This window comes from Aquimonas sp. (assembly GCF_044377145.1).
Taxonomy (GTDB): Bacteria; Pseudomonadota; Gammaproteobacteria; order Xanthomonadales; family Xanthomonadaceae; genus Aquimonas.
The window spans coordinates 205,106-230,335 of the sequence record NZ_JBILJQ010000001.1; the positions used below are offsets into that span (position 1 = coordinate 205,106).

Here is a 25,230-nt window from a genome sequence, read left to right on the forward strand (position 1 = left end):
GTTACATTCCTCAGGCGTCAATCGCCTCACCGCTCGAGCGGAACACACGCAGTTTGCGTCCATCCTCGAGCACCTTGAAGCCAACGCGGTCGCCCTTACCCGTTGCCGGGTTGAAAAGCATGACGTTGGAGATATGGATCGGCGCTTCACGCTCAACGATGCCGCCCGGCTGGTTGGCCTGGGGGTTCGGTTTGGTGTGGCGCTTGATCAGATTGATGTTCGAGACGAGCAGACGGTCACCGACCACTCGCACAACCTCGCCCTTCTGACCCTTGTTCTTACCGGTGATCACCAGAACCTGGTCACCTTTGCGAATACGGTTCATGGCTTCTCCTTACAGCACTTCAGGAGCCAGCGACACGATCTTCATGAACTTCTCACCGCGCAGCTCGCGCGTGACCGGCCCGAAGATGCGCGTGCCGATCGGCTCGTGCTTGTTGTTCAGCAGGACAGCTGCGTTGCCGTCGAAACGGATCAGCGAGCCGTCGCCGCGGCGAACACCCTTGCGGGTGCGGACAACAACGGCATCGTACACTTCGCCCTTCTTGACCTTGCCGCGGGGAATGGCGTCCTTGACAGACACCTTGATGATGTCACCAATATGGGCGTATCGGCGCTTTGAGCCGCCGAGCACCTTGATGCACATCAGCTCCTTAGCTCCGGAGTTGTCTGCCGCATCAAGGTAAGACTGCATCTGAATCATGACGTATCTCCTTGAGTGCGATCAGGCGCCGCGACTGACGACTTCAACAACGCGCCAGGTCTTGGTCTTCGACAACGGGCGGCACTCCACCACGCGGACGATGTCCCCTTCCTTGCAGCTGTTGTCTTCGTCGTGAGCGTGAAGCTTCGTCGAACGGCGCAGGTACTTTCCGTAGAGCTCGTGCTTGACACTACGCTCGACCAGCACGGTAACGGTCTTATCCATCTTGTTGCTGACCACGCGACCTTCGACGGTGCGGGTTGTCTGGGTGTTGTCGCTCATGTCGGTCGCCTTACGAGTTCGGGCCCAACAGCATCTTGACCTGCGCGATTTCACGGCGCACGTTCTTCAGCTGGTGGCTCTGGGTCAACTGGCCGCTACCCTTCTGCATACGCAGATTGAACTGCTCGCGGCGCAGGTCGAGGAGATGGGCCTTCAGGTCAGCGGCCGACTTCTGGCGGAGTTCTTTGATATCCATCAGCGCACCGTCCGGGTCACGAAAGAGGTCTGGACCGAAAGCTTCGCGGCCGCCAGGCGAAACGCCTCGCGCGCGGATTCTTCCGGGATGCCCTCGATTTCATACAGAACGCGGCCGGGCTGGATCAACGCGACCCAGTACTCGACGTTGCCCTTGCCGCTACCCATTCGCACTTCGATCGGCTTCTGGGTGATCGGCTTATCAGGGAACACGCGGATCCACAGCTTGCCACCACGTTTGACGTAGCGACTGATGGTCCGGCGGGCGGCCTCGATCTGGCGGGAAGTCAGCTGTCCGTAGGTGGTGGCCTTGAGGCCGTACTCACCGAAGCTGACCGCTGCACCATTCCAGGAGAGACCGGTGTTCCGGCCCTTGTGTACCTTGCGGTACTTTGTTCTTTTGGGCTGCAACATGAGTGAATTCCTTACTTGGCGTTCTGGCGGGGAGCCCGCTCGGAACGCTCTTCAGTCTTTTCCTGGCCAACCTGCGAGTAATCGAAAATCTCGCCCTTGTAGATCCAGGTCTTGATGCCAATGACGCCGTAGGTGGTGTGCGCTTCGGCGAAGCCGTAGTCAACGTCAGCGCGAAGCGTATGCAAAGGCACGCGACCCTCGCGATACCACTCAGAGCGAGCGATCTCGGCGCCATTGAGTCGGCCCGCAACATTGACCTTGATGCCTAGAGCGCCAAGACGAATAGCGTTACCGACTGCGCGCTTCATGGCGCGACGGAACATTATGCGACGCTCCAGCTGTTGGGCGATCGACTCTGCAACAAGCTGAGCGTCGAGCTCCGGCTTGCGGACTTCAGCGACATTGATGTGCACGGGCACACCCATGATCGCGCTGACGTCCTTGCGAAGCTTCTCAATGTCTTCGCCCTTCTTGCCGATCACCACGCCTGGACGGGCGGTGTGGATCGTCACTCGAGCTGTCTTTGCCGGACGCTCGATCTGGATACGGGAGACGCCGGCAGCCGCCAGGCGCTTGCGAAGCATCTCGCGGACCTTAAGGTCCCCAGCGAGATAGCCGGCAAACTCGCGCTTGTTGGCATACCACTTGGAATTCCAATCCTTGGAGATACCAAGGCGAATTCCGATCGGATGAACTTTGTGACCCATCGTGCGTCCCCGATTACTGGCCGTTGCCCACAACCACAGTAATGTGGCTGGTGCGTTTCAGGATGCGAGCGCCACGACCTTTGGCGCGAGCGTGGAAGCGCTTCATGGTCGGACCCTCATCTACGAAGATGCGGGCGACCTTCAGATCGTCGACATCGGCTCCGTCATTGTTCTCGGCGTTGGCGATAGCCGACAGCAGAACTTTGCGGACGATTTGCGCGGCCTTCTTCTCACTGAATTTCAGTAGATTCTGGGCACGGTCGACGGGTAGGCCGCGAACCTGGTCGGCGACCAGGCGGACCTTCTGGGCGGAAATACGGGCACCGCGGAGGATGGCTTGGGTTTCCATTGCAATCGCTCCTTAGCGGCCGGACTTCTTGTCGCCACCATGACCCTTAAAGGTCCGGGTGACGGCGAACTCGCCGAGTTTATGACCGACCATGTTCTCGTTGATGAGCACGGGAACGTGCTGGCGGCCGTTGTGGATCGCGATGGTCAGACCGATCATGTCCGGCAAAACCATCGAGCGACGGGACCAGGTCTTGATCGGGCGCTTGTTATTCGTGGCCGCTGCGGTCTCCACCTTCTTGGCGAGGTGCAGATCGATGAACGGACCTTTCTTGAGTGAACGTGCCATGACCTATTCCTATTACTTCCGGCGCCGCACGATGAACTGCTCGGTGCGCTTGTTGTTGCGGGTCTTGTAGCCCTTGGTCGGCACACCCCAAGGGGTGACCGGGTGGCGACCACCCGAGGTGCGGCCTTCACCACCGCCATGCGGATGGTCGACCGGGTTCATGACCACACCGCGTACGGTCGGGCGGACGCCCAGCCAGCGCTTCGCGCCAGCCTTACCGATCTTCGTGAGGTTGTGCTCGCTGTTGCCAACTTCGCCGATGGTGGCCCGGCAGTCAGCCGGCACCTTGCGCATTTCACCGGAACGAAGACGCAGGGTGGCGTATCCCTGCTCACGCGCGATCAGCTGAGCCGAGGCGCCTGCGCTACGCGCGATCTGAGCCTTCTTGCCTGGCTTCATCTCGATGCAATGCACAGTGGTACCGATCGGGATGTTACGCAGCGGCAGGGTATTACCGACCTTGATCGGGGCGTCGCGGCCAGCCATGAGCTGATCGCCTACCTGAACACCCTTCGGCGCGATGATGTAGCGACGCTCACCATCCGCGTAGCACAGCAACGCGATGTGTGCGGTGCGGTTGGGATCGTACTCGATCCGCTCAACCTTGGAAGCGATACCTTCCTTGTCTCGCTTGAAATCGACAATGCGGTAGTGCTGTTTGTGGCCACCACCAATATGGCGCGTGGTGATTCGACCTGCATTGTTGCGACCACCAGTGCGAGACTGCGCCTCAACCAGCGGAGCATACGGATCACCCTTGTACAGGTGATCCCGACTGACGCTGACCTTGGAACGGCGACCGGGAGAAGTCGGCTTGTAAGTGATAACTGCCATGACTGATTACCTCAGGCCCGAGCCATAACGTCGATCGACTGGCCTTCGGCCAAGCGGACGTAGGCTTTGCGCCAATCGCCGCGACGACCCGCGCGGGAACGGAAGGACTTGGTCTTGCCCTTGACATTGACGACGTTCACCGCCTCAACCTTGACCGAAAAGAGTTGCTCGACGGCAGCCTTTACATCAGCCTTGGTCGCGGTAGAAGCGACTTCGAAGACGTACTGGTTTGAGACTTCCTGCAGACGCGCGCCCTTTTCCGAAATAAGGGGCGAGCGCAGCACGTTTAGGATGTGCTCGGTGCTCATGCCAGCCACTCCTCGATCTTCTTGACCGCATCAACGGTCACCACGACATGATCCGCCGCCACCAACGAGACAGGATCCAGACCCTGCACGTCACGCACTTCCACATACGGAATGTTACGCGCCGACAGATACAGGCCTTCAGAACCGGACTCGGTGACAAGCAGCGGGCGCTTGCCCAATTTAAGCTCAGCCAGCTTCGCGACCAGCAGTTGCGTTTTCGGCTGCTCAAGCTCGATCGAGTTGACCACCAGCAGCCGGCCATGACGATTGAGCTCGGAGAGAATTGAACGAAGGGCCCCGCGATACATCTTGCGGTTGACCTTCTGCTCGAAACTGCGCGGCTTGGCAGCGAAGCTGACACCGCCACCGACAAAGATCGGGGCGCGGTAGTCGCCATGACGCGCACCACCGCCCTTCTGCTTTTTGAATTTCTTGGTTGTCCCGGTCACTTCTGAGCGGGTCTTTTGCGCCTTGGTGCCCGCTCGGCCAGCATTGCGATACGCGACCACCACCTGATGCACGAGATCCTTACGGTACTCACGCCCGAAAACCTCATCGGAGACCGTCACTGTCTGGGCACTACCCACGACTGCAAGTTCCATGACTGCGCTCCTTAAGCTTTCGCGGCCGGACGGACGATCACATCGCCGCCAGGTGCACCGGGGATGGAGCCACGCACGGCGATCAAGCCGCGCTCGACGTCGACTTTCACCACAATAACGTTCTGCGAGGTCTGGTTCACGGAGCCCATGTGGCCGGACATCTTCTTGCCCGGGAACACGCGACCCGGCGTCTGACGCTGACCAATAGAACCCGGCGAACGATGCGACAGGGAGTTGCCGTGGGTAGCGTCACCCATCGTAAAACCATGACGCTTGATGGTGCCCTGAAAGCCCTTGCCCTTAGTGACACCTGCGACGTCGACCTTCTGGCCCTCGGCGAAAATGTCGGCACGGATCTCAGCGCCGATCGCGTACTGGCCGACTTGCTCGGCAGCAACTCGAAACTCCCAAAGACCGCGACCGGCTTCAACCTTTGCCTTCGCAAAGTGACCCGCCTCAGGCTTGTTCAGGAGCGCGGCGCGCTTGGCGCCAGCAGTGACTTGGATGGCGGCATAGCCATCCGATTCAGGGGTCTTGACCTGAACGATGCGGTTAGGGGTCGCCTCGATCAGGGTGACCGGGATCGACTCACCCGCTTCGGTGAAAACCCGGCTCATGCCGCACTTGCGGCCTACGATTCCGATGCTCATGGGATTTGCCTCAGTACAGCTTGATCTGAACGTCGACACCGGCCGCGAGCTCGAGCTTCATCAGCGCGTCCACGGTCTTGTCGTTCGGATCCACGATATCGAGCACGCGCTTGTGCGTGCGGGTCTCGTACTGGTCGCGAGCGTCTTTGTCGACGTGCGGCGACACGAGCACGGTGTAACGTTCGGTCTTCGTGGGCAGCGGGATCGGGCCGCGCACTTGCGCGCCGGTCCGCTTTGCGGTCTCCACGATTTCGCTCGCGGAACGATCGATCAAACGATGATCAAACGCCTTGAGCCGAATCCGAATCTTCTGGTCCGCCATGGGCCTGGGTCCTTGGTTTTCGTTAAAGAGCGACGGGGGTGGGAGCTTTTGTCCCACCCCCCGGGTGCAAGCCCGCTATCGTATCAGAGGATGACTTTGGCGACAACACCGGCGCCGACGGTACGACCACCTTCGCGAATCGCGAAACGCAGGCCTTCTTCCATCGCGATCGGAGCAATCAAAGTCACAACCATCTTGACGTTGTCACCGGGCATCACCATCTCGACGCCTTCGGGCAGCTCACAGCTACCGGTCACGTCGGTCGTACGGAAGTAGAACTGCGGGCGGTAGCCCTTGAAGAACGGCGTGTGACGACCGCCCTCGTCCTTCGACAACACATAGACCTCAGCTTCGAACTGGGTGTGCGGCTTGATCGAACCCGGTTTGCACAGCACCTGACCACGCTCAACGTCGTCGCGCTTGGTGCCGCGCAGCAGCAGACCGGCGTTGTCGCCTGCCTGGCCCTGGTCGAGCAGCTTGCGGAACATCTCGATGCCAGTGACCGTGGTCTTGACCGTCGGGCGGATGCCCACGATTTCGACTTCTTCACCGACCTTGACCACGCCACGCTCGATGCGGCCGGTCACCACAGTGCCGCGACCGGAGATCGAGAACACGTCTTCCACCGGCATCAGGAAGGTCTTGTCGACGTCACGCTGCGGCTCCGGAATGTAGGTGTCCAGCGCTTCGACCAGCTTGATGATCGAGGGCACGCCGATGTCCGACTGGTCACCTTCCAGCGCCTTCAGCGCCGAACCGTGGATGATCGGGGTGTCGTCGCCCGGGAAGTCGTACTTGCTGAGCAGCTCACGAACTTCCAGCTCGACCAGCTCCAGCAGCTCGGCGTCGTCCACCATGTCCGCCTTGTTCAGGTAGACCACGATGTAGGGCACGCCAACCTGACGCGCCAGCAGGATGTGCTCACGGGTCTGCGGCATCGGGCCGTCAGCCGCCGAACACACCAGAATCGCGCCGTCCATCTGCGCGGCGCCGGTGATCATGTTCTTCACATAGTCAGCGTGGCCGGGGCAGTCAACGTGCGCGTAGTGGCGGTTCGGCGATTCGTACTCGACGTGCGAGGTCGAGATCGTGATGCCGCGAGCCTTCTCTTCCGGCGCCTTGTCGATCGCGTCGTAGGCCTTGAACTCGCCACCAAAACGCTCAGCACCCACCTTCGTCAGCGCCGCCGTCAGCGTCGTCTTGCCGTGGTCAACGTGACCGATCGTGCCGACATTCACATGCGGCTTGGTGCGCTCGAATTTTCCCTTGGCCATGACTTTGCTATCCCGGTGAACTCAAGAAGACGGAGAGTGTGGATGGGTACTGCAGAGTGTGGTGCTCATGACTGGAATCGAACCAGCGACCTCTTCCTTACCAAGGAAGTGCTCTACCGACTGAGCTACATGAGCACGCTTTGTTTGTCACAGGATCCCTCGGTAGGGTACCTGCCTAGCCCGGCAATCCCGGCCTTGAAGGGCCTAAGCGCCTGAACATTTTGCCCCAAACCAGCCTGGATGGAGCGGGAGACGGGAATCGAACCCGCACCATCAGCTTGGAAGGCTGAGGTTCTACCGTTGAACTACTCCCGCCCGCCGGTGCCAGCTGAAGCATCAAACGGTGGTGGAGGGAGGTGGATTCGAACCACCGAAGGCGTAAGCCAGCAGATTTACAGTCTGCCCCCGTTGGCCGCTTGGGTATCCCTCCAACAGAGAGCCCCGCATTTTCAACGTGTCGAAGCGATCTGTCAACGGTTGATCGAAAGAAGTTTTGGCCGGCTGCCGCTTCAGACGTTGAACAGGAAGTTCAGGACGTCGCCGTCCTTGACCACGTACTCCTTGCCCTCGGCACGCTGCTTGCCGGCTTCCTTGGCGCCCTGCTCGCCCTTGAAAGCGACGAAGTCGTCGAAGGCGATGGTCTGGGCACGGATGAAGCCCTTTTCGAAATCGGTGTGGATCACGGCGGCAGCCTTCGGAGCTGTGTCGCCCTTGTGGATCGTCCAAGCGCGGACCTCCTTCACCCCGGCCGTGAAATACGTCTGCAGACCGAGCAGGTCGTAGCCGGCTCGGATCAAACGGTTAAGACCCGGCTCCTCGAAACCGAGATCATCGAGGAAGGTCTGCCGGTCGGTGTCATCAAGGTCGGCGAGCTCGGCTTCGATCTTGGCGCATACCGCCACCACGGGCGCGTGCTCTCGAAGGGCGAACTCACGCAGCCGGTCGAGGTGCGGGTTGTTCTCGAATCCGTCTTCAAGCACGTTGCCGACGTACATGGCCGGTTTGATCGTGAGCAGGCACAGCGGCTTGAGCAGCAGCTTGTCCTCTTCACTGAATTCGATCGCGCGAGCGGGACGGCCTTCGTTGAGCACGGGCAACACGCGCTCAATCAGGGCGACCAGCTTCTGCGCGTCCTTGTCACCGGACTTGGCGCGCTTGCCCTCGCGCTGGAGGGCTTTCTCCGCTGCGCTGAGGTCGGCCAGCGCCAGCTCGGTGACGATCGTCTCGATGTCGGCGATCGGATCGACACGACCCGCGACATGCACCACGTTCGGGTCGTCGAAGCAGCGCACGACGTTCACGATGGCGTCGGTCTCGCGGATGTTGGCAAGGAACTGGTTGCCCAGACCCTCCCCTTTGCTGGCGCCGGCGACCAGGCCGGCGATATCAACGAACTCGACGATCGCCGGCTGGATCTTCAGCGGCTTGACGATTTCGGCCAGCTTCTGGAGGCGCGTGTCCGGCACTTCGACGATGCCGACGTTGGGCTCGATCGTGCAGAACGGATAGTTTTCAGCGGCGATACCCGCCTTAGTCAGCGCGTTGAACAGAGTGGACTTGCCTACGTTGGGAAGTCCGACGATGCCGCATCTGGTGGCCATGGGTGTGTGTCCGGGAATCGGGAATGGGGAGTGGGGAATCGCTCGAACAGGCCACGGCACGGGTGAACTCTCGGCTCTACCCCGTTCCCGCATCCCTATTCCCGATTCCCGGGAGTATGCAGCCGCTTCATCGCTTCCGAAAACTCGCCGCGCACAAGCAGCGGCAGTTGATCGATGGCGGCGTCCAAGCTGCGCTGGATGGAGATTTCGTCGTCGCGCCCGGGCCGGCCCAGCACCCAGGGGGTGACTTTGTCTTTCTGCCCCGGGTGGCCTATGCCGATGCGCAAGCGATGGAAGCGTCCGTGGCCGAGATGCGCGAACAGATCGCGCAGGCCGTTTTGGCCGCCGTGGCCGCCGTCAAACTTGAGCCGGGCGGTGCCGACAGACAGATCGAGCTCGTCGTGAGCGACCAGCACTTGCTCGGGCTCGAGCTTGAAATAGTTGAGCGCAGCGACGACGGATTGGCCGCTGCGGTTCATGAAAGTCGCAGGTTTCAGCAGCCAAAGACTGGCGCTGCCGATGTCCGCGCGAACCGCCTCACCGTGCAGTTTCGCCTCGTGACGGAAGCGGACACCCGCCTGCTCGGCCAGCCGATCGGCAAACCAGAAACCCGCGTTGTGACGCGTCTGGGCGTACTCGGCGCCGGGGTTGCCCAAGCCGACAATCAATCGCAACGCGCTCATGCGGCGAGACATGCCCCGCCAGCCACTGGGCTGGCAGGGCAGTGTGTCTTACTTCTTGTCGGCGGGTGCAGCAGCCGCGACCGCTTCGGCCTCGGCGACCTTCGACAGGCGCGCGATGACCACGGCCACGTCGTGCTCCTTGCCCAGCTTCAGCTCAGGCACTTCGATGCCTTCCGGCAGCTTCACTTCGGACAGGTGGACGGTGTCGCCGGCCTTCAGCCCCGACAGATCGACCTCGATGAACTCAGGCAGGTCGGCCGGCAAGCAGGCGACTTCGATCTCGTTGACTTCGTGCGTGATCACCACGCCACCCGCCTTGCCGGCCGGCGACACGTCCTGGTTCAGGAAGTGTAGCGGGACGCGCACGCGGATGATCTCGTCCGCCGACACGCGCAGGAAGTCGATGTGCATGATCTGGGGCTTGACCGGATGGCGCTGCAGGTCACGCAGAATTACCTTCTGGACCTGACCGTCGACGATCAGATCAAGGACCGAGCTGTAGAACCATTCATGGTCCGAGGCGAGCCAAATGGTGTTGTGGTGGATCTCGATGCTGATCGGTTCGGCGTGGCCGCCATAGACCACGGCAGGCACCTGCCCCGTGCGGCGCAGGCGGCGGCTCGCACCTTTCCCTGCGTCCGTACGGAGAGTGGCCTTGATTTCATGCTGGGTTGCCATTGTGTTGCCTTTGCTTGGGAAGTAAGCCGCCTTGCGACGGCCGGTTTGCCCTCCCCGCGACCAGGGAGGGCAGCTGTGGTCAGTCCACGTAGAGCGAACTGACGGATTCTCCGAACGCGATCCGGCGGATGGTTTCCGCCAGCAATTCGGCCACGCTGAGCTGACGGATGCGGCCGCAGGCACGGGCCTCTTCCGACAGAGGGATGGTATCGGTCACCACGAGCTCGTCGAGCTGGCTGTTGGTGATGTTGCTGATCGCCGCGCCCGACAGCACAGGATGCGTGCAGTAGGCGATCACCTTGCGCGCGCCGTGCTCTTTCAGCGCAGCCGATGCAGCACACAGGGTGCCCGCGGTGTCGACGATGTCGTCGACCAGAACGCACGTCTTGCCCGATACGTCGCCGATGATGTTCATCACCGTCGCCACATTGGCGCGCGGTCGGCGCTTGTCGATGATCGCGAGGTCTGCGTCATCCAGCCGCTTGGCGATCGCACGCGCGCGAACCACGCCGCCGACATCCGGGCTGACCACGATCAGATCCTTGGTGCCTTGCGTGCGCCAGACATCGGCCAGCAGCAGCGGCGAGGCGTAGACGTTGTCGACCGGAATATCGAAGAAGCCCTGAATCTGATCGGCGTGCAGGTCGACCGTGAGCACGCGATCGGTGCCGACCGCGCTGAACATGCGCGCTGCCACCTTGGCGGTGATCGGCACACGCGCCGAGCGCGGGCGGCGATCCTGACGGGCGTAGCCGAAGTACGGCACAACAGCGGTAACGCTGGCGGCCGAGGCGCGCTTGAGCGCATCCACCAGCACCAACAGCTCCATGAAATTCTCGGCGGTCGGCGCACAGGTCGGCTGGATCACGAACACTTCCTGCCGACGCACGTTTTCCTCGATTTCGACCGCCACTTCGCCATCGGAGAAGGTGCCGACGACGGCCTTTCCAGGCCGAACACCCAGCTCACGGCAGACCGCGCTGGCGAGGGGCCGGTTGGCGTTACCGGTGAAAACAAGAATGCCGTCAGTATTCACATAACACCTGTTGGGGCCGCGCAAGTCGACCAGGATCGGGTCGGGCCACCGCGGCCCAACGCATTAGTGCCGCCGCCAGCAGGAGCGCCCTGCCCGTCACCGACCGAACCCCGCGCGCCGACCGGGCTGCAGCTGAGGCTTGAAACAGAAACTGGCTGGGGCGGCAGGATTCGAACCTGCGAATGCCGGAATCAAAATCCGGTGCCTTACCACTTGGCGACGCCCCAACACGAACCGAACTCTTGCTGCCTACTGCGGCATGCGCCGCCCTACAAACCCAAAGCGCGATGCACTGGCGACACATCGCAGGCCTCGGCGATCCAACTGTCAGGGGCCGGAGCAGCTGCCGCCCAACATCGAGCCAGTATCGCCTGGGCGGCTTCGGCCTCGCTGCGGCGCGCGAAGCGCGCAAAGCAGCAGCCGCCGGTACCGCTCAAACCCACCTGCCATGCGCTGCCAGCGCCGACCTGCCTGAGCGCCGCGAGCGCCGCGCCAACACGCGGCGAACGCGCCACCAGCGGGCTTTCGAACGCGTTGCCGCGCTCAGCCCCGCAAACAAAGCCCGCAATTGTCGCGGGGGGCGCATCCCGTGTCAATTCAGGTGCTTGGAACAGCTCCGAAGTTGGCACCGAAACCCCGGAATCGAGCACCAGATACGCACTGTCGCCAAGGCTCAAGGGCTGCAGGCATTCGCCGACGCCCTCGGCCCACGCGGACCGGCCGTGCACGAAGACCGGAACATCTGCCCCCAAGCGCAGCCCGATCGCCGCCAGCACGTCCAGCCCGAGGCCGAGCCCCCACAGCGCATTGAGGCCGAGCAATACGCTGGCCGCGTCCGAACTGCCGCCGCCCAGACCACCGCCCATCGGGATCCGCTTGTGGACCTGGATATCGACTCCGAAGGAACAGCCGCTAGCGGCCTGCAATGCGCGCGCGGCGCGCACTGCGAGGTCCTGCTCGACGCCGACACCTTCAGCGCCGCAAAGCCGCTCGATACGTCCGTCCGCTCGCCACTTGAGCTCAACCTCATCCGCCAGATCAATGAGTTGGAACACAGTCTGCAGCAGGTGATAGCCATCAGCACGACGCCCGACGATCTGCAGAAACAGGTTGAGCTTCGCAGGCGCCGGCAGCCGCAGCGTGCCGCGCTCAGCCATCGTTCGGGCCCCAGCGATCCACCACCAGCCGCACGCGTCGACCGCCCGATTCGGCAAACACGCGGGTCGGCAATGCAGGCTGGGCCGCCTCGTCCCAGCCGCGATACTCGATCCGCCAGCCGGCTTGGTTGATCAAGGCCGGCAGGCCGTCGCCACCAAAGGCGATATCGGCGGCACCGCGCGCGCGCGCGCCACGGACCCAGGCCACCAGTTGCCGCACCGGCATCGACCAGCCGGTCGCCTGCTGCAGTAAATCCTCGGCGCTGGGGCCGTACAGATCGCCGCCCTCCAGGCCCTGCAGCGATGCGCCGCCGGCATCGCTGCTGAGGCGCCAGCTCTGCCGCGATACCGGCGCGCTGAACTGGATGATGAAATCATCGCCGCGCTGTGCCCAATCGAGCCGGCCGCTGCCGCCGTCACCCTCGCCTGAAATCGCGATCCGGCCGCTCAACTGCCAGTCCGACTGTGCGACCAGCGCAGCTTCGCGCCCGGCCTGCGCAGCCAGCAGCTCCGAGTCCGCTCCGCGAATGGGCGCTCGCGCGCAGCCGGCGACCACAATGACCGCCAACAGCAACGCCGCAACTCTCAAGCAGGTCATGCGCCGAGCCGCTCACGCAGACGCTGGATGGCGCGATTGGTGGCATCCAGCGCTGCGCCCTTCTGCCAGATCTCGCGTGCTTCGGCATCGCGCCCCAATGCCAACAGCACCTCAGCGATGTGCGCAGCGATCTCGGCGTCTTCCTGAGCGGCGAACGCGCGCTGCAGATAGTCCAGCGACTCCTCCAGGCGCCCGAGTTTGTAGAGCACCCAGCCCATGCTATCGAGGATCGCCGGCTGCTCGGGCGCAAGCTCAAGCGCCCGCTGGATATAGCCCAGCGCTTCCTCGTGATCCTCGGTTCGATCGGCCATGGTGTAGCCCAACGCATTGAGCGCGTCTGCATCGTCGGGGTCTTCGGTTACCAGCACCTGCAGATCGATGATCGCCTCCGGCACGCGGTCGATGCGCTCGTAGGTCAGCGCGCGCGCGTACAGCAGGGCGCGGTCGCCTTCGAAAATCTGCAGGCCGCGGTTGAGCGCATCGATCGAAGGCTCGAGCTGGCCGCGACGATTGAGCAGCTCACCCTCCAGCAGGAAGGCGTTGCGCAAGGATTCGCCGTCCTCGGTGTCGCTGGCCTGGGCCTCGCGCAGCACCGCGACCGCCTCGTCCTGACGCCCCGCCTGCTCGTGCAGTACCGCAATGCGCAGCTGCGCGGACAGGATGCGGGTCGGATCATTCACCGCTGAGTACCAGCCCAGCGCGTCCTCGTCGCGCTCAAGCACCTCGGCGATCTGGCCCAGCAGGAAGCGCCGGTCGTCGCTGATCCCGGCATCGAACACCACCGCGGCTGCGCCAAGGGCAGGGTCGATCGCCGTGATCGCATCGGCCTTGATCAGGCTGTACAGCGCCTCCAGCGCACCCGATTCGCCGATGCGCGCAAGGTAGGCGGCGCGGCCCGCAAACGTGGCATCACTTTGCACGCCTTCACCCAGCAGTTCCGCAGCGCGCTGGGTCTGACCCAAACCGTCGAGCAGGGAGGCCGCGCGCAGACGATCGGGAATTTCCTTGAGGCCGAGCCCGATCACCGCATCCAACGCCTGTGCCGCTTCGTCCTTCTGATCCTGGCGCAGCAGCACTTCGGCCCGCCACAGGCCGACGCGGCGATCCTGCGGAAAGCGCTCGGCAGCGATTTGAAGAATGCGCGTGCTCAGTTCGGCCGAGCCCCACTGCTGAGCCAGGCCGCCCAAGGCAACCCACAGCGCGAAGTCGTTCGGTAGATCCGGGTACTCGACCAGCAGCTGCAGGGTCGGCAGCGCATCGCGTCCGCTGCCGGCCAGGGCCTGCACACCGAGACGGCGCGCGTCCTCACCCTCATCCATCAGCTCCGCCAAGCCCTCGGCGGCGTCATCGAATCGCTGCTCGCGAATCAGGGCCAGCAACTCGAACTGCCGACCGGGCAGCGACTCGGGCGCCAGTTTGCGCCAGCGCTTCAATGCTTCGGCCAACAGCAGGCGCTCATCGGCCAGCAGGGCGACCCGCGCCGCGCGCTCGGCCACGGCGGGGTCATCCGACAGCTGCGCGGCCGAGACGTAAGCCTGGGCCGCGGCGATCGAGTCGCCCTCCTGCAGGGCGAACTCGCCTTCCAGCAGCGGCCGCAGCGCATCGCCCAGCAAGGGCGCTGCCGGCGGGGTGGGTTCAGCCTGGGCGGACATCGCCGGCAGCGCCGACGCCAGCACAAGCAGCAGGTAGAATGCGGAGCGTTTCATCGACCTTCACGTGAGAGTCCGGAGCGCGCCGCAGGCTGCGGCGCGCCGGGCCGGAATACGAGCGGCAGTGTACCCGAACCCCCCTTCCGACCGACCGCAGCGCCGCCTGCTGGCGCTGGGCCTGAGCCACCAAACGGCACCGGTCGCCCTGCGCGAGAAGGTGGCGTTCGCGGCTGACCGTCATGCGCAATCGCTGCATGCACTGCTGCGCCGGCCCGGGGTGGAAGAAGCGGCCTTGGTATCGACCTGCAACCGCACGGAAATCTACTGCTGTGTCGCCGCCGGCGCCGAAGGCGAACCGGCGCGCTGGCTGGCCGAGACACATGGCCTGGACGGCGAAACACTGCGTCAATGCTTGTACCAGCATGAGGACGCCGCCGCGGTGCGGCATCTGTTCCGGGTGGCGATCGGGCTGGACTCACTGGTGCTTGGCGAACCGCAGATCCTCGGCCAGGTGAAGGATGCCTGGCAGCTGGCGCACGATGCCGGCGGCCTGCGCACCGGGCTCGATCGGCTGTTCCAACACGGCTTCGCGGTCGCCAAACGGGTGCGCACCGATACCGGCATCGGCGCCCATCCGGTCTCGGTCGCGTTCGCCGGCGTGCGCCTGGCGCAGCAGGTGTTCACCGACATCCGCGAAGCTACCGTGCTGCTGATTGGCGCCGGCGAAACCATCGAGCTCGCCGCGCGCCATCTGGTTGAGCTGAAAGCGCGCCGGCTGCTGGTGGCCAACCGCACGCTGGAGAACGCGCAGACCCTGGCCAGCCGCATCGGCGGCTACGCGCTCAGTCTCGACGACCTGCGCAAACACCTGCCCGAGGCTGACATCGTGATCTCGGCCACCGCCGCACGCGAGCCGATTCTGTACCGCGCAGATCTTGCGCATGCGCTGCGCGTACGGCGGCATCGGCCCATGTTCGTGCTCGACCTTGCGGTGCCGCGCGACATCGCCGAAGACGTCGCCACGCTGGAAGACGTATTCCTGTACACCGTCGACGATCTGGACCAGGTCATCGAAGACAATCTGCGCTCGCGCCGCGAGGCCGCACAGCAGGCCGAAGCAATCGTCGATCTGCAGGTTGAGCACTTCCTCGGCTGGTGGCGTGCCGCCGATCGCCAGGGCCTGATCCGCACGATCCGGGCCCACGCCGAACGCGAGCGCGACGCCGTGCTGGCGCGGGCCGAACAGATGATCGCCCAAGGCAAGCCGCCTGAAGACGCCCTGCGCTATCTCGCCAATACCCTCACCAACAAGCTGCTGCACGCACCGTCCGCCAGCCTGCGCGCCGCCGCGCAGCGCGGCGATGTCGAGCTGTTCCGCGCCGCCGAGCAACTGTTCGCCGGCGCTGAACCCGCAGCGGAGGACAGCGCCGAGCTGTCGACCGACAAGGCCCCCCATGAGCCCCAGCATCCGCAAGAAACTCGACGCACTGGCTGAGCGCCACGAAGAGGTCGGCCTGCTGCTGGCCTCGCCGGACGCCGCCGCCGACCCCAAGCGCTTCCGCGAGCTGTCGCGCGAGTACGCCCAGCTCGAACCGCTGGCCCGCGCCCTGCGCGAGCACGAGGGTGTGCAGCGCGATCTTGCCGCCGCGCGCGCGCTGTTGACCGACCCGGAAATGCGCGAGATGGCCGAAGACGAGATCGCCGGCCTGCAGACGCGCCTGACCGAGCTGGACGAATCGCTGAGCCTGCTGCTGCTGCCGCGTGACCCGCGCGACGAGGCCAACATCTTCTTGGAGATCCGCGCCGGCACCGGCGGTGACGAGGCGGCGATTTTTGCCGGCGATCTGTTCCGCATGTATTCGCGCTATGCCGAGAACCGGCGCTGGAGCGTCGAGCTGCTGTCGGCCAGCGAGGGCGAACACGGCGGATTCAAGGAGGTCATCGCGCGGGTCGAAGGCGCGGGCGCGTTCTCGGCACTGAAATTCGAATCCGGCACCCACCGCGTGCAGCGCGTACCGGACACTGAAAGCCAGGGCCGCATCCACACCTCGGCGGCGACGGTCGCGATCCTGCCCGAGCTCGACGAGATCGACGAAATCGAGATCCGCGACGGCGATCTGAAAGTCGACACGTTTCGCGCCTCCGGCGCCGGTGGTCAGCACGTCAACAAGACCGATTCGGCGATCCGTATCACCCACCTGCCCACCGGCATGGTCGTCGAGTGCCAGGACGAGCGCAGCCAGCACAAGAACCGCGCACGCGCCATGAGCCTGCTGAAGGCGCGACTGCTCGACGAGCAGCGCAGCAAGCAGACCCAGGCCCAGGCCGAATCACGCCGCCTGCAGGTAGGCTCGGGCGACCGCAGCCAGCGCATCCGCACCTACAACTTTCCGCAGGGCCGGATCACCGACCACCGCATCAACCTGACCCTGTATCGCCTGCCGGAAGTGCTGGCGGGGGATCTCGGCGAGCTGATCCAGAGCCTGACCCGCGAAGCCCAGGTCGATGAGTTGAAGTTGCTCGGCCAGTAGGAAGACGCCGGGCTGCCCAGCGGACGCACAAGTCGCCACAATCGAGCTCCCAGCGCGAAGGCAGGCGGCCGATGAAGACCAACAAGAAGCACTACGAAGAACTGCTCAAACCGCTGCAGCGCGAGCTGGTGCAGGTCCAGCAGTGGCTGCAGAACACCGGCACCCGCGTGGTCGTGCTGCTGGAAGGCCGCGATGCCGCCGGCAAGGGCGGCGTGATCAATGCCATCGCCAACACGCTGAATCCGCGCGCCTGCCGGGTGGTGGCCCTGCCCAAACCCAGCGACCGCGAGCGCACCCAGTGGTACTTCCAGCGCTACGTGTCCGAGCTGCCCGCCGGCGGTGAGATCGTGCTGTTCGACCGCAGCTGGTACAACCGCGCCGGCGTCGAGAAGGTGATGGGCTATTGCAGCGCCGTCGAGTACGAGCGCTTTCTGAACCAGGCGCCGGCGTTCGAGAAGATGCTGGTCGATGACGGCGTGCTGCTGTTCAAGTACTGGCTGTCGGTGGATCAGGCCCTGCAGGAAGAACGCTTCGCCGAGCGCGCTGCGGACCCCTTGAAGCGCTGGAAGCTGAGCCCGGTCGACCTGGCCGCGCGACAGAAATACGCCGAGTACGGCAACGCCCGCGAAGCCATGTTCCGCGCCACCCACAGCGCGCATTCGCCGTGGTGGCTGGTCGACTTCAACGACCAGCGTCGCGGCCGCCTGAACCTGATCCGCCACCTGCTAGACCACCTGCCCAGCCACCCGGCAGCGGAACCGGTGATCGAGTTCGAGCCGCTGCCCGAGCCGCTGCTGAAGGAACGCTTCGAGGGCGCGGTGCAGCCGATTGCGGATCGCTTCAAGAGCGCGAACGGCAACGGGCATTGAGACCAGACAGACCCTTCGAAGCAGGTAGGTTGGGACAAGTCGCAGGCGCGTGCCAACAGCGCAAGGTTCCACGCGTCTCATCGCTGAGCTCCGGACGCCTCATCACAGACTTCGATGCGCCCGCACGCATCGCTCACGCGATCTTGGGCCGCTCTGCGCTTGGCCCAAGCTGCGTGTGGAAGCCCCTCTCCCCGCGGGAGAGGGGTTGGGGAGAGGGCCGGGCGAAGCTCAACCGCTCAGTGCGACGTCAACAGCGATGCTTTGCGCTTGGTAAGTCAGTCCAACACCCCGCCCTCACCCCCAGCCCCTCTCCCAGGGGAGAGGGGAGCCGAACTCGCCTACGCACGCATGCGGCCATGCGAGTTCACTGAAAGCCCCGGTCCCACAAGGAGGGATCAGGAGGACAGAACCTCAGCCCGCCTGCGCGCGCAGCGCTTCGAGCAGCGCGGAATCCGTCAGCGGCGCCTCCCACAGCAGCACACGCAGGCCATTCGCCGGCACCTCGATGCGTGCCTCGCGGCCGAGCGTGATCACCTCACCGCTCTCGGCATCCTTCCACTCGCCGGGCTGCAGGTCACGGCCCAGCGCGATCGCACGCGGCTCCGCTGACTTGTTGAGCAGGACCAGCGCGGTCTGGTTCGCGTCGTTGGCCTGCAGCACGCGATAGAACGCCGCCTCATCGCCCTCGAGCTTGAGCGTGAACTGTAGACCGCGCTGCAGCGCCGGCAGGCGCGCGCGCAGCTGGGCGACGCGGATCAGCCCCTGGCGTATTGGATGATTGCGCGCAGCCTCGATGCCTTCGACGCCGAAGTAGTTGCGGTTGCCGTTGTGCTCCACCGCACCGCGCTCGAAGCCCGACTCCGAGCCGTAGTAGATGACCGGAATGCCGCGCGCGGTAAACAGCCAGTGGTGGGCATTGATGAAACCCGCATCCGACGCATCCATCCGCGCCATGTCGTGGTTGTCGTAGAACGTCATCAGCTCGTACGGGTTCGCATACGGGCCGTCCTTCAGGAACAGGGTCGGCGCCAGCGCGGCGAAGTCCGAGCCATCCTTCTCGAACACTTCCAGCAGTGCCTTCTTCATCGCGAAGTCGAGCACGCTCATGCCTCCGTTCTCGGGGTGGGTATAGATCGCGGTTTTGGCGGCCTCGTAGTCGAACACTTCGCCGAACATGAAGAAGCCCGGATGCCGGGCGCGGATGCGCTCGCTGAAGCCACGCCAGAACTCGGGCTTCACATGGCGCACCGTGTCGACGCGGAAGGCATGCGCGCCCTGTTCGATCCACTGCAGATAGGCGCCGACCAGATGCTCCATCAGGGCGGGACTGTCCTCATTGAAATCGCCGAGCTGGGCCAGATCAGGCTTGACGTTGTAGAAGGCGTGCAGCGGGTTGTTGGCCGGATCGAGTTGGTCCGGCGGCAGATTGCCGTGGTCGGCGATCAGGCTGCCGTCGGCCCCGTACAGGCGACCGAACTCGGCCTGATCGACCGGCATCGACCAGGCCGGCGAACCATGATTGGCGACGATGTCGAGCACGATCTTCAGGCCCGCATCCTTCATCGACGCGGTGAAGGCCCGGAAGTCGAGGCCTTCGCTCGGCAGGTGTTCGTCCAGCACGTAGAAGTTCTTCGCCCAATAGCCGTGATAACCCGACTTGCCGCGGTCAGTCAGAAAACTGGTCTGGGTGATCTCGTCGCCGCCGGTGAAGGCCTCATCCGGGTTGTCGACGATCGGCGTGATCCACAGCGCCGAGAAACCCATCTCGCGGATGTAGTCGGCGTGGTCGAGGATGCCGCGGAAGTCACCGCCGAGATAACCGATGTTGTCGGTGCGGCCATCGTTCCACTTCAGCGGGATATCGAAGGTGCGGTGCGCACCGCCCTGCTCGCGTTGGTCGTTGCTCGGATCGCCGTTTACGAAGCGATCGGTAACCACGAAGTACACGGTTTCTGAGGCAAACGGTTCAGTCGTGCCGATAAATCGGTCGACGGTCGCGACGTTCGATGTCGCTGGTGAAGCCGCTTGCTGCGTGGACACCTCGCTGGTGCAGGCGGCGAGAAGGGTCAATGCGGTCGCGAGAGCGAGCGTTCGGATCTGCATGGGCAACTCCAGTGCGGGCGCGCTGACGCCCCGGATGGACAGTTTCAGGTTGGGGATTTCAGTGCGCGGCCGCGGGCGCAGCCACCAGGGCAGCGCGCGGCTCACGCACGAACACCAGGCACATCGCCGCAAGCACCAGACTGCCGCCGGCAATCAGCAGCGCGTAGATCGCCTGGTTGTCGAACAGCAAACGCAGCACTGCGCCCAGCGCAGTGGCGGCAACGATCTGCGGGATCACGATGAACATGTTGAAGATGCCCATGTAGACGCCCATCTTTTTTGGCTCGACCACGCTCGACAGCAACGCGTAGGGCATTGACAGGATGCTGGCCCAGGCGATGCCGACCAGTGCGAACGAGCCGATCAACCAGGCCGGCGACGGCACCACCGCCATCGACAGAAAGCCGACGCCACCGAGCAGCAGCGACACGCAGTGCACCAGCCGCCGGTTCAACACATGGCGCGAGGCATACAGCGCCAGCAGCAGGGCCGCGGCCATCGATGAGAGCCCGTAGTAGCCCATGTAGGAGCCGACCAGATCAGCCGCGTTCTGGAACGCAGCGTTGGCCGAGCCGAAGGCTTCCGCCTGCGCCGCGATGCCCATATCGAAGGCCGAAGGATCAGGCGCTGGCGCCTTGAACACGTGGTCCGTCAACGCCGGCGTTGCCATGCTCCACATGCTGAAGAACGCCAGCCAGCTGAAGAACTGCACGATGCCGATGCTCAACATCTGCTTCGGCATATTGATGATGTCGCGCACGATGTCGACCACCAGATTGCCGCGTTTGCGCTCATCCATAAACTGCTGCATGTCCTCGGGCGGGTCCTCGCTCGTGGTGAACACAGTCACCAGGATGCTCGCCAAAAAAACGAAGGCGCCGATAGCGAAGGCGATCTGCACCGAGGGCGGCACCACGCCCAGCTCGGCCTGGTTGGAAACGCCCATCAGGGTGACGAACCAAGGCAGATTGCTGGCGACCCAGGTGCCGATACCGATGATGAGGGTCTGCACCACGAACCCGTAGGAGCGCTGCTCCTCCGGCATCTTGTCGGCGACCAGGGCACGGAACGGCTCCATGCTGATATTGATCGAGGCATCCAGCACCCACAGCAGGCCGACCGCCATCCACAAGGTCGGCGAGTGCGGCATCGCCACCAGGGCGATCGATGCCAGCACCGCGCCGATCACGAAGAACGGCCGCCGCCGGCCGAGGATCGGATGCCAGGTGCGATCGGACAGATAACCGATGATCGGCTGCACCAGCAGACCGGTAAGCGGCGCTGCGATCCACAGCAGCGGCAGCGCGTCCTTCTCGGCGCCAAGCGTCTGGAAAATGCGCGACATGCTGCCGCCCTGCAGCGCAAAGCCGAACTGGATGCCCAGAAAGCCGAAGCACATGTTCCAGATCTGCCAGAAACTCATTTGCGGCTTGCCACTCATCGGCGACGGCTCCCTTCGCTGCTGCGGTTGTGCCGGCATGCGGACATGCGGCGATGTGCAGTGGACGGAAGACGCTACGCCGCCAGTCGCCGCGTGGGCGAGCTTGGTGGTCGCATCGCGATATAGGGCTACGTCGGAACATTCTGTTGAGCTCCGTGCGTCGCCACCCCTCCCTTGGGCTGCATTGGTCCGAACCGTGTCAGCCCGGGCCGGGGCTAGCTTAGCCGCCACAGCCGCAGCGGCACCGCGCTGCATACGTATTCACGTGCTGGGACTGCGCCGGCAAGCGCGCACGAGAAGCTCCGCCGCAAACGCAAACGGCCACGCAATGCGTGGCCGTTTGCGTTGCAGATCGAGTGCAGCGGCTCAGCGGGCAAGGATCTCGTCGGCCAGATGATCGGCGCGATAGACCTTGCGCAGGGCTTCGATCATCGCACCCGAATGCACCGACACCGCACGGTTCAGTCGCGAGTCGTACCAGTAGGCACCGCCGAGGCCGTGGATATTGCTGTCGAACACCAGGCCCACCACCTCGGCCTTGGCATTGATCACCGGGCTGCCGGAATTGCCGCCGATGATGTCATTGGTGCTGACGAAGTTCATCGGCAGATCCAGATCCAGCGCCGCGCGCGCGCGGTCCCAGCTCGGTGCGAGCTTGTAGGGTTCGGCGCCGGTGGCGCGCTCGTACAGCCCGCGGATCCGGGTCATCGCCGGCACGGTCGCACCGTTGTATTCCCAGCCCTGCACGGCACCGTAGGACAGGCGCAGGCTGAAGGTCGCGTCCGGATACACACCCGTGCCTTCCTTGGCGAAGCGGGCGCGCGCGATCAGCTCGGCGTTCTTCTGCAGCACCGCCTGCACTTCGCGCTCGTAGCGGGCACGCAGTTCACGTGCCGGCGGGTCGATACTGCGCGCGAGAACAATCATCGGATCCTCGGACTTCGCGATTGCATCGGCGCCGCCTTCCCAGAGCGCGCGGCGCACGGCCACGTCCTGCAGGGTGGTGCCATCGACCAGGCGATCGGCCAGCTGCTGCGGCGACTCCTTGCCCAGCACCTGGCGTACCAGCGAGTGGTCAGCGCCCAGCTCTTCGCGCAGCTTGGCCAGGCTCCAGCCCAGCTTGACCTTCTCGAAGGCGGGATAGATCGGCTGTTCGGCGAACAGGCCTTGTTCGACGCGCGGCAGGCTGGCCTCGGCGAATTCGCGCAGGCGCTCGGCGTTGGGCTTGGTCCGCTCGGCCGCGCCGCGTACCAGGGTGCGGGCCACGCCGAAGTAGTCGGTGCTGAAGCCGCGACCGCCCTCGACGAATCCATACGCGGTCTCGAACTCGGCGAAAGTGCGCGTGGCCTGGGCGATTTCGGCCCAGGGGTCGCCGACCGATTCAGCCAGTTCAGGGTCCGCAGCCACAAACGCACGCAGCTCGGCTTCGGCCTCGCGCTTCGCGGCGAACACGCCGGCATCGTTCAGCGCGGTCAAGCGGCCGCGCAGCGCCTTGAATCCGTTCTCGATGCCAAACAGGTCGTTCTGGGCCTGACGCGTCTGCTCGGCGCCGAGCGCACCGAACTGCAGCAGCACGCCGCGCATTTCGGCCATGCTCAGCAGGCGGTCAATCAGGGTGCGGTCGCGCAGCGCTTCGAGCTGAGCGACGGTCAGGGCGCGCTGGGTCGAGCCCGGGTGGCCGGTGATCATCACCAGTTCGCCCTCGGCGGCGCCTTCCGGATTCAGCGGAAAGAAGTTCTCAAGCTCAGCCGGCTTGCCATCGACGTAGGCGCGCAGCAGGCCCATGTCGAGGTTGTAGCGGGGGAAGTTGAAGTTGTCGGGATCGCCGCCGAAGAACCCGGACGCGAACTCCGGCGCGAACGCCAGCCGAACGTCCTGGAAGCGGGTGTACTGGTACAGGTGCTGCACGCCGCCCTGGTACAGGTCGACAACATCGCAGCGGCGCTTGGCGCTGTCTTCGCCCACGCACTCGGCCTCGATCGCCGATTGGGTCGCCCGCTTGGCATCGGCGAATTCCTTGCCTGACAGGCCCTGGGTGGCCTCGCGCACGCGGCCGCTGACATCGCTGATCGACTCCAGCTGGTTCAGCTCGAAGTTCGGGCACTGCCGTTCCTGGCTGCGGTCGGCGGCGAGAAAACCATCGCGCATCAGGTCTTCGTTCTCGGTAGACAGGTCGCCGACGCAGCCGACGATGCAGTGGTGATTGGTCAGCACCAACCCGTCTTTGGAAATGAAACTGCCGGAGCAGCCGCCGGCAAGGCGCACCGAGGAGCGCATGACGTTCTGCACCCAGGCTTCATCGGGCGCGAAGCCGAACTCCGACTGCATGCCGGCCTTGGGCAGGTTATCAAGGGTCCACATGCCTTCGGCGGCGAGCGCCGGGGTGACGGTGGCTAAGGCGAGGCAGATCGCAAGCAGGGGGCGCATTCATGGCTCCGGGAACGGGTGTAGCCACGCAGTGTACGGGCTTCAAATCGCGGCGGATGTGCCGGAAGCTGCGGACGTCCCCGCGCGCCCTAGCTGCGCCCTGGAATCACTCGGGCGGATCCATCAGGCGGCGCTGCGCGTTCTTCAGGCAAAGGCTGACGCTGCAGGCGCACCAGCCAGAAGGCCGCTGCACCCAGCCCGACGGCCAGCGCCGCACCGGTCATGAAGACCGCGGTCGAACCCAGCATGGCTAGGCCCTTGTGCAGCCAGACGAAGGTGAGGTCGCCGGCGCGGTAGACCACAGTGTCAATCACCGCCTTGGCCTTGTAACGCGACTCGCGGTCAACCCGGGTGTAGACGGTCTCGCGCGCCGGCTTGGCCAGCGAGAACTCACCGGCACGAGTGGCCACCTGCACGATCGCCACGAACAGCGGAAGCGGGTTGGCGGCCAACAGGCAGTAGCCGAGGAAGATCGCGCCGGCCGGAATCAGCAGCAGCGGGCCGATGCCGTAGCGCACCAGCAGAAAGCGGGTCAGGAACACCTGCACCAGGATGGTGGTGAGGTTGATCGCGAGGTCCAGGGTCGCGAAATAGCTGGTGCGCGCTTCCGGTGTGGCGAAGAAAGTGCGCGCGATCGCCGCCTGCTCGTTGTACAGCAGGGTGCCGACGCCGACGCCGAAGAACAGCAGGGCCGCCATCGCGCGAAGTACGGGTCGCTCCCAGACCAGACGCAGGCCGGCGAGGATCGAGCCGCCCATGGCCTCCTCGCCCGAGCGCGTACCGTCCTCGATCTCGCGGCGGCGCGCATAGGGCGCGAGTCGCACGATGCAGTAGAGGCAGAGCCCAACAAGTGCGGCGGAAACCAGCAGCAGGTTGGCGACGCCGACGCTCTCGACCAGCGCTTTGGTGATGCTGGGGCCCGAGATCGCGCCCGCGGTACCGCCGACACCGATGTAGCCGTAGAGCCGGCGCGCCTCGATGTTTCGGAACACGTCCGCCATGTAGCTCCAGAACACGCTGACGGCGAACAGGTTGAACACCGCCACCCAGATGAAGAACACCGTGTTCTTCCAGGCGAAGTCCTGGTTGAACACCCACCAGAAACCCACCAGGCAGGCAATGAAAAACAGGTTGACCACGGGCAGGAACACGCGCCGCGCGTAGCGGCTGACGATGGCGCCATAGACTGGCTGCAGCAGCAGCATGCAGATGAAGGTCCCGGTGAACAGCAGCTGCAGGTTCTGGGTGCTGCCCATCGCGTCGCGCACCGGCCGCAGGATGTAGTAGCCGGTCAGCAGGAAGAAGAAGTACAGCGCCGCCCAGACCAGCGGCGGGAAGTCGCGCAGCGCATCGCGAAGGCCCGACAGCTTGCCGATGCTGGCGCCGGCGGCATCGGTGGTATCGCGATCAGTGGAGGGCGTGCGAGGGCTCAAGCGCGATCCGGTTGCAGGGGCGTGCGGCGCGCACGTTACTCCATCGCTTCGAGCACTGCGACAGCGGCCGATCATGACGGCAGCGTGGCGCACGGA

The 25,230-nt window shown here is 64.4% G+C and carries 28 protein-coding genes and 4 tRNA genes; 3 read left to right on the forward strand and 29 right to left on the reverse strand.

Annotated features, from left to right (window positions below):
* Nucleotides 1–10: 10 nt before the first annotated feature.
* The 25 genes from rplX to ACIQ7H_RS00995 form a co-directional block, all read right to left on the reverse strand.
* Complete coding sequence (rplX, locus tag ACIQ7H_RS00875) at nucleotides 11–325, reverse strand: 50S ribosomal protein L24 (protein WP_395787403.1); 315 nt, start codon at nucleotides 323–325, stop codon at nucleotides 11–13.
* A 9-nt stretch (nucleotides 326–334) separates the two neighbouring features.
* Nucleotides 335–703, reverse strand: a complete 369-nt coding sequence (gene rplN, locus ACIQ7H_RS00880; RefSeq protein ID WP_395787405.1) for a 50S ribosomal protein L14 — start codon at nucleotides 701–703, stop codon at nucleotides 335–337.
* A gap of 21 nt (nucleotides 704–724) precedes the next feature.
* The gene (gene rpsQ, locus ACIQ7H_RS00885) at nucleotides 725–985 is read right to left on the reverse strand and encodes a 30S ribosomal protein S17 (RefSeq protein WP_395787407.1); all 261 of its coding nucleotides are present in this window, start codon (nucleotides 983–985) and stop codon (nucleotides 725–727) included.
* Nucleotides 986–995: 10 nt separating this feature from the next.
* The gene (gene rpmC / locus ACIQ7H_RS00890) at nucleotides 996–1,181 is read right to left on the reverse strand and encodes a 50S ribosomal protein L29 (RefSeq protein ID WP_395787409.1); all 186 of its coding nucleotides are present in this window, start codon (nucleotides 1,179–1,181) and stop codon (nucleotides 996–998) included.
* Complete coding sequence (gene rplP / locus ACIQ7H_RS00895) at nucleotides 1,181–1,594, reverse strand: 50S ribosomal protein L16 (RefSeq protein ID WP_395787411.1); 414 nt, start codon at nucleotides 1,592–1,594, stop codon at nucleotides 1,181–1,183. The genes rpmC and rplP overlap by 1 nt, the downstream gene beginning before the upstream one ends.
* 11 nt (nucleotides 1,595–1,605) lie before the next feature.
* On the reverse strand, nucleotides 1,606–2,301 hold the full coding sequence (rpsC, locus tag ACIQ7H_RS00900) for a 30S ribosomal protein S3 (protein WP_395787413.1): 696 nt from the start codon (nucleotides 2,299–2,301) through the stop codon (nucleotides 1,606–1,608).
* Nucleotides 2,302–2,314: 13 nt separating this feature from the next.
* Nucleotides 2,315–2,650, reverse strand: a complete 336-nt coding sequence (gene rplV, locus ACIQ7H_RS00905; RefSeq protein ID WP_395787415.1) for a 50S ribosomal protein L22 — start codon at nucleotides 2,648–2,650, stop codon at nucleotides 2,315–2,317.
* A 12-nt stretch (nucleotides 2,651–2,662) separates the two neighbouring features.
* Entirely contained in the window at nucleotides 2,663–2,938 is a 276-nt protein-coding gene (gene rpsS / locus ACIQ7H_RS00910; protein ID WP_395787417.1) for a 30S ribosomal protein S19, read from the reverse strand.
* 12 nt (nucleotides 2,939–2,950) lie between these two features.
* Nucleotides 2,951–3,772, reverse strand: a complete 822-nt coding sequence (rplB, locus tag ACIQ7H_RS00915) for a 50S ribosomal protein L2 (protein WP_395787419.1) — start codon at nucleotides 3,770–3,772, stop codon at nucleotides 2,951–2,953.
* Nucleotides 3,773–3,783: 11 nt separating this feature from the next.
* A complete protein-coding gene (gene rplW, locus ACIQ7H_RS00920) occupies nucleotides 3,784–4,080 on the reverse strand; it encodes a 50S ribosomal protein L23 (protein WP_395787421.1) in 297 nt (98 codons plus the stop codon).
* The gene (rplD, locus tag ACIQ7H_RS00925) at nucleotides 4,077–4,682 is read right to left on the reverse strand and encodes a 50S ribosomal protein L4 (RefSeq protein WP_395787423.1); all 606 of its coding nucleotides are present in this window, start codon (nucleotides 4,680–4,682) and stop codon (nucleotides 4,077–4,079) included. Before rplD ends, rplW begins: the two co-directional genes overlap by 4 nt.
* 11 nt (nucleotides 4,683–4,693) lie before the next feature.
* Complete coding sequence (rplC, locus tag ACIQ7H_RS00930) at nucleotides 4,694–5,332, reverse strand: 50S ribosomal protein L3 (RefSeq protein WP_395787425.1); 639 nt, start codon at nucleotides 5,330–5,332, stop codon at nucleotides 4,694–4,696.
* Between the two features lie 10 nt (nucleotides 5,333–5,342).
* Nucleotides 5,343–5,654 carry a 30S ribosomal protein S10 gene (gene rpsJ, locus ACIQ7H_RS00935; RefSeq protein ID WP_091244219.1) on the reverse strand — a complete coding sequence of 104 codons (312 nt, stop codon included), beginning with the start codon at nucleotides 5,652–5,654 and terminating at the stop codon, nucleotides 5,343–5,345.
* Between the two features lie 83 nt (nucleotides 5,655–5,737).
* The gene (gene tuf / locus ACIQ7H_RS00940) at nucleotides 5,738–6,928 is read right to left on the reverse strand and encodes an elongation factor Tu (RefSeq protein ID WP_395787427.1); all 1,191 of its coding nucleotides are present in this window, start codon (nucleotides 6,926–6,928) and stop codon (nucleotides 5,738–5,740) included.
* A gap of 59 nt (nucleotides 6,929–6,987) precedes the next feature.
* Nucleotides 6,988–7,063 (reverse strand) — tRNA-Thr (locus ACIQ7H_RS00945).
* A 106-nt stretch (nucleotides 7,064–7,169) separates the two neighbouring features.
* Nucleotides 7,170–7,243 (reverse strand) — tRNA-Gly (locus tag ACIQ7H_RS00950).
* A gap of 29 nt (nucleotides 7,244–7,272) precedes the next feature.
* Nucleotides 7,273–7,358 (reverse strand) — tRNA-Tyr (locus ACIQ7H_RS00955).
* Nucleotides 7,359–7,437: 79 nt separating this feature from the next.
* On the reverse strand, nucleotides 7,438–8,529 hold the full coding sequence (ychF, locus tag ACIQ7H_RS00960; RefSeq protein ID WP_395787522.1) for a redox-regulated ATPase YchF: 1,092 nt from the start codon (nucleotides 8,527–8,529) through the stop codon (nucleotides 7,438–7,440).
* 95 nt (nucleotides 8,530–8,624) lie between these two features.
* Nucleotides 8,625–9,212 carry an aminoacyl-tRNA hydrolase gene (gene pth, locus ACIQ7H_RS00965; protein WP_395787429.1) on the reverse strand — a complete coding sequence of 196 codons (588 nt, stop codon included), beginning with the start codon at nucleotides 9,210–9,212 and terminating at the stop codon, nucleotides 8,625–8,627.
* Nucleotides 9,213–9,260: 48 nt separating this feature from the next.
* Nucleotides 9,261–9,890, reverse strand: coding sequence for a 50S ribosomal protein L25/general stress protein Ctc (locus ACIQ7H_RS00970; protein ID WP_395787431.1), 630 nt, complete (start codon nucleotides 9,888–9,890; stop codon nucleotides 9,261–9,263).
* A 79-nt stretch (nucleotides 9,891–9,969) separates the two neighbouring features.
* The gene (locus ACIQ7H_RS00975; RefSeq protein ID WP_395787433.1) at nucleotides 9,970–10,926 is read right to left on the reverse strand and encodes a ribose-phosphate diphosphokinase; all 957 of its coding nucleotides are present in this window, start codon (nucleotides 10,924–10,926) and stop codon (nucleotides 9,970–9,972) included.
* 152 nt (nucleotides 10,927–11,078) lie between these two features.
* Nucleotides 11,079–11,153: transfer RNA gene (locus tag ACIQ7H_RS00980), tRNA-Gln, on the reverse strand.
* Nucleotides 11,154–11,195: 42 nt separating this feature from the next.
* Nucleotides 11,196–12,083 (reverse strand): 4-(cytidine 5'-diphospho)-2-C-methyl-D-erythritol kinase, encoded by an 888-nt coding sequence (gene ispE / locus ACIQ7H_RS00985; RefSeq protein ID WP_395787435.1) that lies wholly within the window; start codon nucleotides 12,081–12,083, stop codon nucleotides 11,196–11,198.
* Nucleotides 12,076–12,681: a lipoprotein insertase outer membrane protein LolB gene (gene lolB / locus ACIQ7H_RS00990; RefSeq protein WP_395787437.1), complete on the reverse strand. Its 606-nt coding sequence runs from the start codon at nucleotides 12,679–12,681 to the stop codon at nucleotides 12,076–12,078. The genes ispE and lolB overlap by 8 nt, the downstream gene beginning before the upstream one ends.
* Nucleotides 12,678–14,387: a tetratricopeptide repeat protein gene (locus ACIQ7H_RS00995; RefSeq protein WP_395787439.1), complete on the reverse strand. Its 1,710-nt coding sequence runs from the start codon at nucleotides 14,385–14,387 to the stop codon at nucleotides 12,678–12,680. Before ACIQ7H_RS00995 ends, lolB begins: the two co-directional genes overlap by 4 nt.
* Before the next feature lie 67 nt (nucleotides 14,388–14,454).
* Here ACIQ7H_RS00995 and hemA point away from each other — a divergent pair, with 67 nt between their 5' ends.
* From hemA to ppk2, 3 genes are all read left to right on the forward strand, one after another.
* Nucleotides 14,455–15,825 carry a glutamyl-tRNA reductase gene (gene hemA / locus ACIQ7H_RS01000; protein WP_395787441.1) on the forward strand — a complete coding sequence of 457 codons (1,371 nt, stop codon included), beginning with the start codon at nucleotides 14,455–14,457 and terminating at the stop codon, nucleotides 15,823–15,825.
* Nucleotides 15,785–16,861: a peptide chain release factor 1 gene (prfA, locus tag ACIQ7H_RS01005; RefSeq protein WP_395787443.1), complete on the forward strand. Its 1,077-nt coding sequence runs from the start codon at nucleotides 15,785–15,787 to the stop codon at nucleotides 16,859–16,861. The genes hemA and prfA overlap by 41 nt, the downstream gene beginning before the upstream one ends.
* A 71-nt stretch (nucleotides 16,862–16,932) precedes the next feature.
* Nucleotides 16,933–17,730, forward strand: a complete 798-nt coding sequence (gene ppk2 / locus ACIQ7H_RS01010) for a polyphosphate kinase 2 (RefSeq protein WP_395787445.1) — start codon at nucleotides 16,933–16,935, stop codon at nucleotides 17,728–17,730.
* Between the two features lie 411 nt (nucleotides 17,731–18,141).
* Here the strand turns inward: ppk2 and ACIQ7H_RS01015 are convergent, their stop codons facing one another.
* From ACIQ7H_RS01015 to ACIQ7H_RS01030, 4 genes are all read right to left on the reverse strand, one after another.
* Nucleotides 18,142–19,833, reverse strand: a complete 1,692-nt coding sequence (locus ACIQ7H_RS01015) for an alpha-amylase family glycosyl hydrolase (protein WP_395787447.1) — start codon at nucleotides 19,831–19,833, stop codon at nucleotides 18,142–18,144.
* A 58-nt stretch (nucleotides 19,834–19,891) separates the two neighbouring features.
* On the reverse strand, nucleotides 19,892–21,274 hold the full coding sequence (locus tag ACIQ7H_RS01020; protein WP_395787449.1) for an MFS transporter: 1,383 nt from the start codon (nucleotides 21,272–21,274) through the stop codon (nucleotides 19,892–19,894).
* Nucleotides 21,275–21,640: 366 nt separating this feature from the next.
* The gene (locus ACIQ7H_RS01025) at nucleotides 21,641–23,701 is read right to left on the reverse strand and encodes a S46 family peptidase (protein ID WP_395787451.1); all 2,061 of its coding nucleotides are present in this window, start codon (nucleotides 23,699–23,701) and stop codon (nucleotides 21,641–21,643) included.
* A gap of 89 nt (nucleotides 23,702–23,790) precedes the next feature.
* Nucleotides 23,791–25,134, reverse strand: coding sequence for an NTP/NDP exchange transporter (locus ACIQ7H_RS01030; RefSeq protein WP_395787453.1), 1,344 nt, complete (start codon nucleotides 25,132–25,134; stop codon nucleotides 23,791–23,793).
* Between the last annotated feature and the right edge of the window lie 96 nt (nucleotides 25,135–25,230).